Source organism: Shinella sp. AETb1-6, assembly GCF_009826875.1.
GTDB classification, from domain to species: Bacteria; Pseudomonadota; Alphaproteobacteria; order Rhizobiales; family Rhizobiaceae; genus Shinella; species Shinella sumterensis.
On the sequence record NZ_WUMM01000015.1, the window covers coordinates 88739 to 103574 of the forward strand.

At 62.7% G+C, this 14836-nt stretch carries 13 protein-coding genes; 6 read left to right on the plus strand and 7 right to left on the minus strand.

Features of this window, described 5'->3' with window-relative positions:
- The 3 genes from GR158_RS21590 to GR158_RS21600 are packed head-to-tail and all read right to left on the minus strand — an operon-like array spanning position 1 to position 4005.
- Positions 1–2079 (minus strand): hydantoinase/oxoprolinase family protein, encoded by a 2079-nt coding sequence (locus GR158_RS21590; RefSeq protein ID WP_160872538.1) that lies wholly within the window; start codon positions 2077–2079, stop codon positions 1–3.
- Positions 2076–3752 (minus strand): thiamine pyrophosphate-dependent enzyme, encoded by a 1677-nt coding sequence (locus GR158_RS21595; protein WP_160872539.1) that lies wholly within the window; start codon positions 3750–3752, stop codon positions 2076–2078. Before GR158_RS21595 ends, GR158_RS21590 begins: the two co-directional genes overlap by 4 nt.
- Positions 3742–4005, minus strand: a complete 264-nt coding sequence (locus tag GR158_RS21600; RefSeq protein WP_160872540.1) for an SDR family NAD(P)-dependent oxidoreductase — start codon at positions 4003–4005, stop codon at positions 3742–3744. Before GR158_RS21600 ends, GR158_RS21595 begins: the two co-directional genes overlap by 11 nt.
- A 592-nt stretch (positions 4006–4597) precedes the next feature.
- On the opposite strand from GR158_RS21600, the gene GR158_RS21605 reads away from it, so the two are divergent.
- The gene (locus GR158_RS21605; protein WP_160872541.1) at positions 4598–4777 is read left to right on the plus strand and encodes a histidine kinase; all 180 of its coding nucleotides are present in this window, start codon (positions 4598–4600) and stop codon (positions 4775–4777) included.
- A 104-nt stretch (positions 4778–4881) separates the two neighbouring features.
- On the opposite strand, the gene GR158_RS21610 is transcribed toward GR158_RS21605, so the two are convergent.
- The 4 genes from GR158_RS21610 to GR158_RS21625 all read right to left on the minus strand — a co-directional run bounded on the left by GR158_RS21610 (position 4882) and on the right by GR158_RS21625 (position 9232).
- Positions 4882–5670, minus strand: coding sequence for an SDR family oxidoreductase (locus GR158_RS21610; protein WP_134652047.1), 789 nt, complete (start codon positions 5668–5670; stop codon positions 4882–4884).
- Positions 5671–5685: 15 nt separating this feature from the next.
- On the minus strand, positions 5686–7173 hold the full coding sequence (locus tag GR158_RS21615; RefSeq protein ID WP_160872542.1) for a sugar ABC transporter ATP-binding protein: 1488 nt from the start codon (positions 7171–7173) through the stop codon (positions 5686–5688).
- A gap of 30 nt (positions 7174–7203) precedes the next feature.
- Positions 7204–8136 (minus strand): substrate-binding domain-containing protein, encoded by a 933-nt coding sequence (locus tag GR158_RS21620; RefSeq protein ID WP_134652043.1) that lies wholly within the window; start codon positions 8134–8136, stop codon positions 7204–7206.
- Between the two features lie 121 nt (positions 8137–8257).
- The gene (locus GR158_RS21625; RefSeq protein WP_134652041.1) at positions 8258–9232 is read right to left on the minus strand and encodes an ABC transporter permease; all 975 of its coding nucleotides are present in this window, start codon (positions 9230–9232) and stop codon (positions 8258–8260) included.
- A 210-nt stretch (positions 9233–9442) separates the two neighbouring features.
- Here GR158_RS21625 and GR158_RS21630 point away from each other — a divergent pair, with 210 nt between their 5' ends.
- The 5 genes from GR158_RS21630 (at position 9443) to GR158_RS21650 (ending at position 14582) form a co-directional block, all read left to right on the plus strand.
- Positions 9443–10255, plus strand: coding sequence for a transketolase (locus GR158_RS21630; protein WP_160872543.1), 813 nt, complete (start codon positions 9443–9445; stop codon positions 10253–10255).
- A complete protein-coding gene (locus tag GR158_RS21635; RefSeq protein WP_160872544.1) occupies positions 10252–11220 on the plus strand; it encodes a transketolase family protein in 969 nt (322 codons plus the stop codon). Before GR158_RS21630 ends, GR158_RS21635 begins: the two co-directional genes overlap by 4 nt.
- A gap of 85 nt (positions 11221–11305) precedes the next feature.
- On the plus strand, positions 11306–12775 hold the full coding sequence (locus tag GR158_RS21640) for an FGGY family carbohydrate kinase (RefSeq protein WP_160872545.1): 1470 nt from the start codon (positions 11306–11308) through the stop codon (positions 12773–12775).
- Positions 12776–12796: 21 nt separating this feature from the next.
- Positions 12797–13747 carry a sugar-binding transcriptional regulator gene (locus GR158_RS21645; RefSeq protein ID WP_134652033.1) on the plus strand — a complete coding sequence of 317 codons (951 nt, stop codon included), beginning with the start codon at positions 12797–12799 and terminating at the stop codon, positions 13745–13747.
- A 49-nt stretch (positions 13748–13796) separates the two neighbouring features.
- Positions 13797–14582, plus strand: a complete 786-nt coding sequence (locus GR158_RS21650; protein WP_160872546.1) for an SDR family oxidoreductase — start codon at positions 13797–13799, stop codon at positions 14580–14582.
- The last annotated feature ends 254 nt before the right edge of the window (positions 14583–14836 follow it).

The window sequence follows — 14836 nt, forward strand, 5'->3', positions numbered from 1 at the left end:
TCAGTGACCCTTGCGCACGAGAAGAATGGTGCCGTCGATCTGGATGACGGCATCGAACGGCGACGTGACGATGGTGGAGGTTTCCCGCTCGACGATGACCGCAGGGCCGGTGACCCGCGCGCCTGGTGACAGCGTCTCGCGCGGCACGATCGCGGTTTCCAGCGTCCTGCCGGAGGCCGGGTCGAAGACGGCTCTCGTGGTGGGCGCGGGTATCGCGGCACCGTCCGTTTCAAGCGTGAAGCGCTCGCCCTCGGGGCGCACGTCCTGCGCCTTGACGGACCAGGTGACGAATTCGATTTCCGGGCCTTCGACCGCACGGCCGAAGAACTGGGCGTAGCGCTCCTTGAAGGCCGCCTCGATCATGCCGGTGTCCGCCGCCGTAAAGGCGCGGTCGGGCAGTGGCACGGGGATTTCCCAACCCTGACCCCTGTACCGCATGAAGGCGGTGATTTCGCGCACGATCGCTCCATCGGTTCCAGCGCGCACGAACCCTTCGGCGGTCGCCTTCAGGTCGTCGAGCATGGCGTTGATCGATCCGGCATCGAACTTGGACAGGGCCATGATCTTGGATGCCAGCGCTTCATAGCCGAACGGCGCCTTCAGGAAGCCGATCGCCGACCCCACGCCCGCCCCTTGCGGGATGAGGCACTGGTCGACGCCGAGTTTTTCGCAGAGACGGGCGGCGTGCAGGGGGGCAGCACCCCCGAAGGCGATCATGATGTTTTCGGAAATATTCTTGCCGTTCTCGACCGCATGGACGCGTGCCGCATTGGCCATGTTCTCGTCCACCACCTCGACGATGCCGAAGGCGGCCGCTTCGGTGGCGAGCTTCAGTGGGTCGCCGATGTCGCGTGCGATCGCCGCACTGGCGCTTTCGACCGAAAGCTTGATCTTGCCGCCGGCGAAGTTGTCGGGATCGAGCTTGCCGAGCACGAGATCCGCATCCGTGATCGCCGGCCGCTCGCCGCCACGCTGGTAACAGGCCGGGCCGGGCTCCGAGGCCGCCGATTCCGGGCCGGCCTGGATGCGGCCCATGGCATCGACCCAGGCAATGGAGCCGCCGCCCGCACCGATCTCGATCATCTCGATGACAGGAATGGAGATCGGCATGCCCGAGCCCTTGCAGAAGCGGTAGGTGCGGGCGACTTCGAAAGTGCGCGCCGTGTGCGGCTGGTAATCCTCGATGAGGCAAATTTTCGCCGTCGTGCCGCCCATGTCATAGGAGACGACACGGTCCAGGCTGAAGCGGCGAGCGATGTCGGCAGCAAAGATCGCGCCGCCCGCGGGGCCGGATTCGACAAGCCGAACCGGAAACTCGGACGCCGTCTCGACCGAGATCAGCCCGCCGCCCGAATGGATCATGAAGACCGGGCACTCCGCTCCCATCTCCTTCAGCCGCACCTGCAACCGCGACAAATAGTCGGCCATCTGCGGGCGGACATAGGCATTGGCACAGACCGTATTGAATCGCTCGAACTCGCGCATTTGCGGCGAGACCTCCGACGAGAGCGAGATCGGGATCGAGAGCTTCCGGGACAGGATTTCGCGAGCGCGTTGCTCATGCGCCGGGTTCATGTACGAATGGATGAAGCCGATGGCGACGGACCCGAAGTCACCCTCGGCGATAACGTCCGCAAGAGCTTCCAATGCCGCTTCGTCGAGCGCTTGGAGCTCCTTGCCCTGCGCATCGATGCGCCCCTTGACCGGAAAGCGATCCTCACGCGGGATCAATGGCTTTGGCAGCACGAGGCTGAGATCGTATTGTTCGAACCGGTTTTCCGTGCGCATCTCGATGACGTCACGGAACCCCTCGGTGGTGATGAGGGCTGTCCTCGCACCGCGGCGCTCGATGAGCGCATTGGTGGCAAGCGTCGTGCCGTGGATGACGATGTCGATATCGTCAGCCGAAATGCCCGCATCCAAGATAACGATTTCGATACCGTCCAGAATCGCTTGTTCCGGTGCCGAATAATCGGTCAGGACCTTTGTCGAGAAGAGCTTGCCGCGCACATCGAGTGCGATATCGGTAAAGGTACCGCCGATATCGGCGCCGAGGCGGATGTCGTGACGCTTTGTCATGCGGTTTCCTTTGCAGAAAGAGCGGCCTTGCGCATTTGGCTCAGCGTCTGGCGCGGGGTCAACGCTTCGGGTGAAATGTCAAGGTCGAGAAGCGCGCCGGTCTTGGACGCCCGCGCCCTTTCGAAGGCGGCCGCGAAGTCCGAAGTCGCCCCTATACGCTCGGCGTGGAAACCGTAGGACTTCGCAAGGGCCACGAAATCCGGATTGACCATCGTTGTGCCGGAGACGCGCTCCGGGTAATGCCGCTCCTGATGGGCGCGGATCGTGCCGTAGATGCCATTGTTGAGAAGAAGGATGATCGGCTGCGCGCCGTGCTGAAGGGCCGTCGCCAGTTCCTGGCAGTTCATCTGGAAATCGCCGTCGCCGGCAAAGCAGACGACGGTGCGGTCGGGATGGGCGACCTTGGCGGCGATGGCGGCCGGAACGCCATAGCCCATCGCGCCCGACTGCGGAGCCAGGAGGCGCGCCTTCGGCCCGAACCTGAAGAACTTGTTGGGCCAGACGGTGAAGTTTCCCGCGCCGTTGGTCAGGATCACGTCGTCAGGCAGAATTTCGTTCAGGAGAGCGGTCACCTTGCCCATGTCTACCGGCGAGGGCAGATCGGGAAGGTCGAAGCTCTTTTCGTACGCGGCACGCCCCTTGGCCCGCCATTGCGCCCACCCGCCCTTGACGGGCTCAAGCGCGCCCAGAGCTTCCGCAAAGGCGTTCGGGCCGGCGTGAATACCGAACGCGGGCCTGTAGACCTTGCCGATCTCCAGGTCCGAACCATGGATATGGATGATCTGCTGGCGTGGTTGCGGAACATCGAACAGCGTGTAGCCGTCTGTCGAGTTCTCGCCGAAGCGGTTGTTGACCGCGAGGATGACGTCGGCTTCGCGCAACAATTCCTTGACGGAGGCGACCATGCCCACGCCGGCTTCGCCGCAGAAGGTCGGCGAGGCATTGTCGTACTGGTCCTGATAACGGAAGACGGACACCACCGGAATGTCGGACGACTCGGCAAAATTCCGGACCGCGTCCATTGCACCATCGGCCCAGTTGCAGCCGCCATAGAGAATGACGGGACGCTCTGCGCCTTCCAGCATCCGGTGCAGCCGCTGCATGGCAGGAGCCGACGGCGCGGGCTCAGCGATCTCGACAGGGCCTGACAGAGGCGCGGCCCCCGTAAGCGAGGTCAGCATGTCTTCCGGCAGCGCGATCACGACGGGGCCGGGACGGCCCGAAATCGCAAGCGTCCAGGCGCGAGAGAGGATTTCGGGGACACGTTCGACCTGATCGATTTCGACGGCCCACTTTGCCATGGAGCCGAAAACGGCCTTGTAATCGACTTCCTGGAAAGCCTCGCGACCCTTCATGTCGGTTCCAACCTGTCCGACGAAGAGGATCATCGGTGCAGAATCCTGCATGGCGGTGTGCACGCCGATCGAGGCATTGGCGGCGCCGGGACCACGGGTCACGAAGCAGATGCCCGGCTGGCGGGTGAGCTTCCCGTAGGCGGCGGCCATGAACGCGGCACCACCTTCATTGCGGCACAGGATATAATCGAGGCGTCCGCCAGTATCATGCAGCGCATCGAGAACCGCGAGGTAGCTCTCCCCCGGCACGCCGAAGCTTTTCGTCGCCCCCAGTGCCAAGAGGCACTCGACGAGCAGCTGCCCTCCATTACGTTCCATACCCATCTTCCTGTCGTTCGATGATGTGAGGTTGAAAGCCGGAGTCGATAGCCAGCCCTTCCGCGACGGCGCAGACATACGCGCGATCCGTCAGATCCATAGCCAGCGGCACGATTTTGTGTTCACCGTGCATCTCGTCCAGCGCGATGCGGTCACGGCCCAGCGCGCGCACGTCCCAACCCTCTTTTGCAAGCATCGTGGCGATCGGGCGTCCGGGGGCCCGCGTCGCCCCCGTGACAAGTGCTTTCGTCATTACACAATCCCCATGAGGCACGTTGGAGCATGCCCGCGGAAGCCACCCGCTTAAACGAAGAAATTAACGCGCTTAGACAAGTTCTTCTTGTTCGGCCTTGGCATTTGCAGCGTCGGTCCGATGGAGGCCCTCGCAGGTCTGCCGGCCGCGAACCCGTGTGCCAATGGGCTGTTCGGCTCCTCGGAACGATCACAAGCCGATTCACTTGAATCCGATGAGTTGCACAGATGGCAACGCCGGTGAAGCTTGCCATCTGTAACGCAAGGTTCCGGCCTCGCGACAGCGATCCGTCTTCGTGAAGCATCAATCCTTCCGATAGCGGAGGCGCTCCATGGCCAGCGGCCGGTTCTTATCGACGATCTCGCCGCGATCACCGCACGTGATCTCCCGACCGGAGGATGGCGCATCCCGCCCAAATCCGCAGCGGTTGTTCCCGTTATGCCGACGGGCGAAACCGGACGATCGGGTGCCTTGGTCGTCGGTTTGGAGGCGATGGGGCATGTGGTGTTTGAGGCCGTCAGCGCCGAAGAGGCACTCAAGGTCTTGTCACGAGAGGCGATCGACCTTCTGCTCTGATATCGGGCTTCCGGGCATGTCCGGAGCGGAGCTTGCGGTTGAATGCCGGCGGCAGAAGCCGGGACTCGGCATCATATTTTCTTCAGGTGCAGCCGGGATTCCGCGTGTGGACGGGCACGAATGGATCGCCGATGCGGTCATCCTTGGAAAGCCCTACGATGAGTCCGCCCTGGCAAATGCGATGAAACAGATATGACGCCCGGGGCCGTTTGCTCATCCGTCAGCCAAAACAAGTGACGTATCAGTCAGGCCCTACACGCCCGCCTGAATCACGGCTATGTCTTCGATGCCGCTTGGCGATTACCAGCAGCAGAAGCCACCATCGACGAGCAGGTCGACACCCGTCACGAAGCTTGCCGCATCCGAGAGAAGGAAGACGGCCGGGCCGACCATTTCGTCGACATTGGCCATGCGCTGCATCGGCGTCTGCTCTTCGAACAGCTTCGTCTGATGCACCATTTCAGGCCGGGTGTTCATCGGCGTTGCGGTATAGCCGGGGCTGATCGTGTTGACGCGGATGCCGCGGCCGACCCATTCCATGGCCATGGATTTGGTCATGTGGATGACGCCGGCCTTGGAGGCATTGTAATGGCACTGGCTCAGGCCGCGATTGACGATGACGCCAGACATCGAGGCGATATTGACGATGGCGCCGCGGCCGGTCTTCAGCATGGCGCGCGCTTCGGCCTGGCAGGAGAGGAACACGCCCTTCAGGTTGATGTCCATCATCGTCTGGAACTGGCTCTCCTCCATCTCCTCCGCCGGATTGGCATTGGCGATACCGGCGGCGTTGACGGCGAGCGTAAGAGAGCCGAGCTCTGCTTCGGTGCGCGCAACCGCGTCGGTCAGCGCCGCGCCGCTTGTAACGTCGGCGGCGATCTGGACGCTGCGACGGCCAGCACGCGCGATGAAATCAGCCGTTTGGGCGAGGCCATCATCCGTCCGACGGTCAAGCAGGGCGACGTCCGCACCACACTGGGCAAGGCCCATCGCGATGCGCTGGCCGATACCGCTACCGGCACCTGTGACGAGGGCAACGTTGCCCGAGAGATCGAACAATTTCGGTGCGTTGAGTTTGATTTCCGACATGCTGTCTATTCCTGTTCAAAGTGTCGCCAGTTCCATGACCGAGACGTCGTTGGCGTCCTCGCGGTTCAGGATACCGGCCTGTTTGCCCTGTGCCATGACCATGATGCGGCTGGAGACGCCCAGCACCTCCTCGAGGTCGGAGCTGACCACGATGACGGTGACGCCTTCGCGCGCCAGGCCCACGATGAGATCGTAGATCGACGAGCGCGCGCCGACGTCGATGCCGCGCGTCGGTTCGTCCAGCACCACCACCTGCGGCTTGCGCGCCAGCCACTTGGCCAGCACCACCTTCTGCTGGTTGCCGCCGGAGAGCTCGCCGGCATTCTGCCCGCCACGCCCCTTCACGCCGAAACGCTTGATGTAGTCTTCCGCGAATTCTCGGATGCGGCGCGACGAAATCCAGCCGTTGCGGGAAATCTCGCCGAGATTGGCATAGCCGATATTTTCGGCGATCGAATGGTCGAGCACGACGCCCTGCAGCTTGCGATCCTCCGGCACGAGCACGATGCCGTTGCGGATCGCATCGATCGGCGAACGCGGCGTCACCGGCTTGCCGTGCAGCAGCACTTCGCCGCTGGCGATCGGGTCGGCACCGGTGATCGCCCGCACGAGCTCGGTACGACCAGCGCCCATCAGACCGGCGATGCCGAAGACCTCGCCTTTACGAACGGAAAAATTGATGTCGCGAAATGCCTTCGATGGCGCCGACAGGCCACGCACTTCGAGCGTCACCTCATCCGTCGGTGTGGGCAATGTCGGGAACATGCGCTCCAGCGAGCGCCCGACCATCGCCTCGACAATCGTGCGGATCGGTACGTCGCCACGGTCGAATTCCTGCACTTTGGCGCCATCGCGCATCACGACGATGCGATCGGTGATCCGGCGGATTTCCTCGAGGCGGTGCGAGATATAGATGATGCCGACGCCTTCGGCCTTCAGGCGCTCGATCTGGTGGAAGAGAAGTTGCGTCTCCTCGCCACCGAGTGCTGCCGTCGGCTCGTCCAGAATGAGCAGGCGCGCATTCAGCGTTAGCGCCTTCGCGATCTCGATCAGCTGCTGCCGACCGGTCGAGAGCCCCTCGACAAGACGGTCGGGCGACACGTCGAGACCGAGACGCTGCAGGCCGGCGCGGGCACGCTCTTCCATCGCACGGCGGTCGAGACCGCCGGATTTCATGGGGTAGCGACCGACGAAGACGTTCTCGGCGATGGAGAGTTTCGGCAGAAGCTTCAATTCCTGATGGATCATGCCCACGCCCTCGTCCATCGCGGCGCGGGGATTGGCGGGGGCATAGGGCTTGCCGAGCCAGGTCATTTCGCCGTCGGAGGGCTGGACGGTGCCGGAAATGATGTTCGACAGGGTCGATTTTCCCGCACCGTTTTCGCCGAGCAGCGCCACGACCTCTCCCGGATAGATGTCGAGATCGACACCGTGGAGCACCTTGATCGGACCGTAGGATTTCTGGATTCCACGGAGCGACAGGAGGGAAGAGCGGTTCGTCATGGCGCTGCTGCCTTTTGCTACTGTCCCGGATTACGGATGGCTCTTGACGAATTCCGGTGCGTTTTCGCAAGTCGTCAGGACGGCGTTCGGCGTCTGGCGCTCTTCCACCTTCTGGCCGGCTGCGACGGCGAGCGCGGATTCAACGGCCAGAACGCCCATCTTCTGCGTGCTCTGCGTCGCGGTCGCGATGAACGGACCCTTGCACTTCGCGAGGTATTCGAGCGCAGAGACGTCGCCGTCATAACCGCCAATGATTACCTTGTCCGAGAGGTTTGCAACGTCGACAGCCTTGGCGGCACCCATCGCAAGACCATCGGCCTGACCGAAGATGATCGTGATGTCCGGGTTCGCCTGGAGCATGTTCTGCGCAATCGTGAAGCCTTCGTCGGCCGACCACATGTTGCTCCACTGCTGGTCGACCAGTTCGACGCCCTTGTTCTCGTCGATTGCCTTTTTGCAGCCCGTGAAGCGATCGACTTCAGGTGTCGTCCCCTTCTGGCCGTGGATGATCGCCATCTTGCCCGAGCCACCGGCCTTGCCGATGATGTACTTGCAGACTTCGTAGGCGGACTGGACGCTTTCGCCAGCGATGAACGTATCGCCCGGCGCGCCTTCGGGCGTGCGGTCGACATTGATCACCGGAATGCCGGCTTCACGCGCGAGACGGGTCGGAACGGCAGCGGCAGCGGCGCCGGCCGGGATGTAGATGAAGGCGTTGATGTCCTGCGTCATCAGGTCCTGAACCTGACTGACCTGGGTATTGGTGTCGTTCTTCGCATCGACGACGACAACTTCGATGCCCTTTTCCTTGGCATGCTTTTCAACGCCGAGCTTGATCTGGTTGAAGAAGTCGGCCTGCAGGTTCGGCACGGCAAGGCCGATCTTCTTGACTTCGGCGGCGGAAGCCGGAAGTGCGAGCATGGACGCGGCGGTTGCCGCCAGCAGCAGTTTGGACAGTTTCATGATTTCTCCTCCACGTTACCCGGCGGTGCCTGCCTCGCAGAAAACCGCCTTCCCTTTGCCGGCCTGCACGATTGCCGACCGTTTTTCCGCCCCATCGCGATCGCGATGGGGGTGAACGTCGTTATTTGCGCTTGCGATAGGTTTCGGCCGTGACGGCGAGCACGATGACTGCGCCGATGATGACCTGCTGCATGAAGGGCGAGACGCTAAGCAGGTTGAGACCGTTGCGCAGCACGCCGATGATCAGGACACCGATGATCGTCCCGCCGATGCCGCCGGTGCCGCCCGACAGCGACGTACCGCCAATGACCACCGCCGCAATCGCATCGAGTTCATAGGACACGCCCGAGGACGGCTGCACGGAGTCGAGACGGGCGGCAAGCACCATGCCCGAGAGGCCGGCGAGAAAGCTGCACACGACGTAGACGAGCACGGTTGCGCGCTGAACATTGATACCGGCGAGGCGCGCCACCTCGGCATTGCCGCCGATTGCGTAGAGAACGCGGCCACCGTGGCGGTAGCGCTGGTAGAGCAGGCCGACGATGAAGACGACGACCATCACGGCGACCGTCAATGTCAGGAAGCCGCCAAAACGCACGATGGCCATCATGTTGAACCAGGCAGGAAAGCCGATGATCTGCTGGCCGTCGGTTATCATGTTGGCAAGACCGCGCGTGATCGACATCATCGCAAGCGTCGCGATAAAGGCCGGCACGTTGAAGCGCGTGATCAATATCCCGGCAATCAGCCCGTTCAGCGACGCGACGAGCAGGGCAAGCGGGATGGCGATCCCCATCGGCACACCGGCAACCACGTTCAGGTAACCGAGCACCATCATGGCCAACGCCATGACCGAACCGACCGCGAGGTCGATGCCGCCGATGAGAATGACGAGCGTCATGCCGACGGCCATCACACCGAGCACCGTGATCTGGTCGAGCACGTTCAGGAAGTTGCGCACAGACAGGAACTTGTCCGTGGCAAAGGTGAGGAAGAGGCACAGCACTATGAGGCCGATGAGCGGGCCTGTGGCTCCGCGCAGCGAAGGCAACACGATGCCCGCGAACCCCTGTCGTTCCTTCACATCCGCCACCATGGACGCTCCTCCCGGTCATTTGCGGCTTCGCGCTCGGCTTATCGCATAAATATTCATAACTGTGTGTAAATTCGTATCGCAACATATCGGCGGGTGTCAAGACGAGCAAGGCGAATTTCATTCCGCACTCCCGCCCCCATTTTCGCTTGACTTCACGATTATCCGTGCAAGTATATCTGTAACTGTATATTTATTCACAACGAGGTTTTCATGCAGCCGAATGATCTCGACCGCATCGCTCAACAGATCCGTCTCCGTGATCTGCAAGCGGTTTTTGAAGCTGGCGCAGGCCATATCGGCGGCGAAATGTCCGCCATCGACATCCTGACGGCGCTTTATTTCCGCGTCCTGCGCGTCTGGCCGGACCAGCCGAAGCACCCCGATCGCGACCGTTTCGTGCTCTCGAAGGGCCATGTGGCGCTCGCCCTCTATGTGACGCTCGCCAAGCGCGGCTTCATTCCGGAAGAAGAGGTCGCGACCTTCCTAAAGCCCCATTCGCGCCTCAACGGCCATCCGAACTGCAACAAGGTTCCCGGCGTCGAAACCAACACCGGCCCGCTGGGCCACGGCCTGCCGGTGGCCGTCGGCATGGCGAAGGCCGCCAAGCTGACCGGTGCGACTTACCGCACCTATGTCCTGACGGGCGACGGCGAGATGCAGGAGGGCTCCAACTGGGAAGCCATCGCTTCGGCCGCCCAGTTCGGCCTCGACAACCTGACGCTCATCATCGACCACAACCGCTTCCAGCAGGGTGCGTCCCTGAAGGACACCAACAATCTCGCGCCCTTCCCGGCCAAACTCGAAGCCTTCGGCTGGGATGTTACCGAGATCAACGGCAATGCCATGGACGAGATCGTCCCCGCGCTCGAGAAACGCGGTAGCCGACCGCATTGCATCGTCGCCCACACCAACAAGGGCCACGGCATTTCCTTCATGCAGGACAAGGTCGACTGGCACCACAAGGTGCCCAATGCCGAACAATACAAGATTGCCGTCGCTGAGCTTTCGGAGGCCCTGTCATGAACGCCATCACCCCCTCTCCCAAGCTGCACGATTGCCGTGACGCCTTCGTCGCCGTGCTGGAGCGCCTGGGCGCCGACAATCCCAAGATCGTCGCCGTCTGCAACGACTCCGTCGGCTCCTCCAAGCTCGGCGGCTTCAAGGCCAAGTGGCCCGAACGGCTCGTCAATGTCGGCATTGCCGAGCAGGCGCTGGTCGGTGTCGGCGCAGGCCTCGCCAATGGTGGCCTCCTACCCTTCGTCTGTGGCGCGGCCTGCTTCCTGACCGGCCGTTCGCTGGAGCAGATCAAGGCCGACATCGCCTATTCCAATGCCAATGTGAAGCTCATCGGCATCTCCTCCGGCATGGCCTATGGTGAACTCGGCCCGACGCACCATTCCATCGAGGACTTTGCCTGGACGCGCGTGTTGCCGAACCTGCCGGTCGTCGCCCCCTGCGATTCCATCGAGACGGCCGCTGCCGTCGAATGGGCAGCCTCCTATGACGGCCCGGTCTTCCTGCGCCTTTCACGCGTTGGCGTGCCGGATCTGCTGCCGGAAGGCCATAAATTCGAATTGGGCAAGGCGAACTTGCTGCGCGACGGCGATGCCGTCACGCTCATCGCGAATGGCACCGTCACCCACCGTATGATGAAGGCCGCCGCCATTCTTGCCGAGCAGGGTATCCAGGCGCGCGTTCTCAACATGGCAACCGTGCGCCCCATCGACATCGCGGCGGTCGTGTCCGCGGCCCGCGACACCGGGGCGATTCTCACGGCAGAGGAGCACTCCATCTTCGGCGGTCTTGGCTCGGCCATCGCCGAAGTGGTCGTGGCGGAAGCCCCCGTGCCGATGAAAATCCTTGGCGTGCCCGGCATTTTCCCGCCCACCGGCTCCGCGGAGTTTCTGCTTGACGAATTCGGCATGGCGCCCGCCGGCATCGCGCAAGCAGCCGTGGACTTGATCGCGCGAAAATCTTCCCGCACGTAATCGTGCGCGATCAGATTTCGTGCGGGGTGCGGCAAGACCTCCCTCATGCCGCGTCCTTTTCTTCTTTCCGCCGACCGGAGCCGCGATGACGACCGCCATTCTTGCCATTGACCAGGGCACCACGAACTCGAAGGCCGTGCTCGTCTCCACGAGTGGCGAAATCCTGGCGCGCGGCTCGTCCCCCGTCGGCATTGAACATCCTCAGCCAGGTTGGGTTGAACAGAGCCCGCAGCGTCTCTGGGAATCGGTGCTCGAAGCCATCGCCACCTGCCGTGCAGCCGCACCCGCCGTTGAAGTCCTCGGCATCGCGATTTCCAACCAGCGCGAATCCGTCACCGTATGGGACGCGGTGACCGGAGAACCGCTCGGTCCTGTGGTCAGCTGGCAATGCCGCCGCAGCGCGCCGGCCTGCGCCGAGTTGATCGCCGCCGGGCATGCGCCGCAGGTCCAGGCGCTCACCGGCCTGCCGATCGACCCGATGTTCCCCGGCCCGAAGATGAAGTGGCTGCTCGATCGCATGCCTTCAGGCAGCAAGGTTCGGCTCGGAACGATCGACGCTTGGCTCATCCATTGCTTCACCGATGGTGCGGTCCATGCGTGCGACGCTGCCAATGCTGCCCGCAGCCAGCTTTACGATCTCAACGCGCAGGTCTGGAGCGATGAACTCTGCGCCCTCTTCGGCGTGGCCAAATCCGCCTTGCCGGAGGTGCGCGACAGCGCATCGCACTTCGGCGTCACGAAGAATGTACCGGGTCTGCCGGATGGCATTCCGATCGCCTCCGCCATCGGTGACAGCCACGCGGCATTGTTCGGCCACGGCGCCTTCAATCCCGGTGATGGCAAGGTGACGTTCGGCACCGGCTCGTCGATCATGACGACCCTGCCCCGTTTCATTGCGCCCGAGCAGGGGATCACCACGACCATCGCCTGGTCGATCGACGGACAGCCGACCTATGCCTTCGAGGGCAACATCCTTGTTTCCGCTGCCTCGCTGCCCTGGATGGCCGACATGCTCGGCTTGCCGGATGTGCAGGCGCTGACCGAACTCGCGGCCACCGCTCCTCCCGGCGGACCCGGTTTCGTTCCGGCCTTCGTCGGCCTCGGCGCACCCTACTGGAATTCGGATGCTCGTGCGCTGTTTTGCGGCATCACCTTCAACACGAGCCGCGCCCAGATGGCCCGTGCCGTGACGGATAGCATTGCCTTTCAAGTTCATGATGTCTTCAAGGCCATGTCGTCGCAATCGCCCACGCGGCTTGGTCGTCTCTATGCCGATGGCGGCCCGAGCAAGAACACGTTCCTCATGCAATGCGTCGCCGATACGTTGGATCACACGATCATCCAGTGCGACGCGCCAGAGGCTTCAGCGTTGGGCGCGGCCTATATGGCAGGCCTGACGCTCGGCGTCTGGCGGGATCTCGCTGCCATTGCCGCCTTACCCCGCGCCGTCAACATCCTCCCTCCCCGGACGTCCGATGTCGCGGATCGCCTCCTCGTCTGGCAGGACGCAATCTACCGCTCGACCGTATCGGCCCCTTCCTCTATGAGTGAATAAAAATTCACCTCCGGAGGTTCCATGGGACGGCTCAACGAGTTGCGACTGATCGCCCGTATCGCCCAGATGTATCACATCGAGGGCAAGCGACAGGCTGAGATCGCCGAACTCATGCACATGTCGCAGGCCACTGTATCGCGCATGCTCAAGCGAGCCGAGCAGGAAGACATCGTACGCACGACGGTCATTCCTCCCGCGGGCACCTTCGCCGATCTCGAAACGGCGCTGCGGGAGCGCTACAGCCTGACAGAAGCCATTGTCATCGACTGTTCGGAAGATCGTGATGGCGCAATCATGGCACGCATCGGCGAAGCGGCGGCCCACTTCCTCGAAGTCACGCTGCAACAGGATGAGATCATCGGCGTTTCGAGCTGGAGCCAGACGATCCTGCGCATGGTGGACAACATCCACCCACTGAAGAATGCCAAGGCCAAGTACATCGTGCAAATTCTGGGCGGCATGGGCGACGCCTCGGTGCAGACCCACGCGACGCAGCTGACGGCCCGCCTCGCCCGGCTGACCGGCGGCGAGCCGCGGCTGCTTCTCGTACAGGGCATCACCTCCTCGCGTGAAGCCAAGCTCGTCATGCTCGCGGACCCGGCGGTGCGCGAGACGATGGATCTCTTCGGCCGCCTCAGTCTCGCCATCGTCGGCATCGGTGCCGTGGAACCGTCGGAACTTCTCGCCCGATCCGGCAACACCTTCTCCCCCCAGGAAATGGCAATGCTGCATGAGGCCGGTGCGGTCGGCGAGATTTCCTATCGCTTCTATGATCGGGACGGCAAACCGGTCGAAACACCCCTCAACGACCGCGTCATTGGCCTGTCGCTGGAGGAACTGCGCAAGACCGCACGCGTCATGGCGCTAGCGGGCGGAGAATCGAAAACCCAGGCCATCGCCGGCGCCCTGAAACTGGGCGTCATCGATGTGCTTGTCACCGACAAGTTCACTGCGGCACGGCTCACGGCCTGATCCATTCGGGATCCGACGTCGGCCTGCTGCGCATTATGGAGAAAACACCATGACACGTTTTGCAGGCCAGACGGTATTCGTGACCGGCGGCAACAAGGGCATCGGCCGCGGCATCGCCAAGCGCTTTGCCGAAGAGGGCGCGAAGGTCGTGATCGCCGCGATCGAACAGGACACGGCGGACGCGGCAGCCGCACTCGCCAACGAGACCGGCGCTGAAATTCTCGGCCTTACACTCGACGTGACGGACGCCAAGGCCGTGCAGGAAGCCTATGGCGAGGCCGAGACCAAGCTCGGCGCGATCTCCGTGTCCGTGCAGAATGCCGGCGTCATCACCATCGCCAAGGTCGAAAACCTGACCGAGCGCGAATGGGACCTCAATCTCGACGTCAACACCAAGGGCGTCTTCCTGTGCTGCCAGGAGGCGGTCCGCCGCTTCCGCGCCAGCGGCACCAGGGGTCGCCTCATCAACACCGCCTCCGGCCAGGCCCGCCAGGGCTTCATCTACACGCCGCACTACGCCGCCTCGAAATTCGGCGTCGTCGGCCTGACCCAGAGCCTTGCCAAAGAGCTCGCCCGCGAAGGCATCACCGTCAACGCCATCTGCCCCGGCATCATTCACACCGAGATGTGGGACTATAACGACCGCGTCTGGGGCCAGATGCTCGGCGAATACGGTCCAGGTGAACTGATGGCCGAATGGGTCGAGGGCATTCCGATGGGCCGTGCCGGTACGCCTGCCGAAGTCGGCGCGCTCGTCGCTTTCCTCGCCTCCGCCGACGCAGCCTATATCACCGGCCAGACAATCAATGTCGATGGTGGCCTGATCATGTCGTGATCCTCGCTTCGGAGGACGTGATGTCCAACACAAATACGCGCCGCTTGGCGCGTATTTGTGTAAATGGTATCCCCTCTTGGAGCTTTATAAGCTGTTGAACGGGTCTGAACCGTTGGCGTGACTGTTGCTTTATTTGGCTCCTGCTTTTCCCAGATTGCGCCGCATCAATTCGCATTATGCCACACGTAGGCGCACTCATCCGCGTTGCAGAAATCCATAGCCCTTAGGATCGTAACGAGCCGTTTCATCGGATC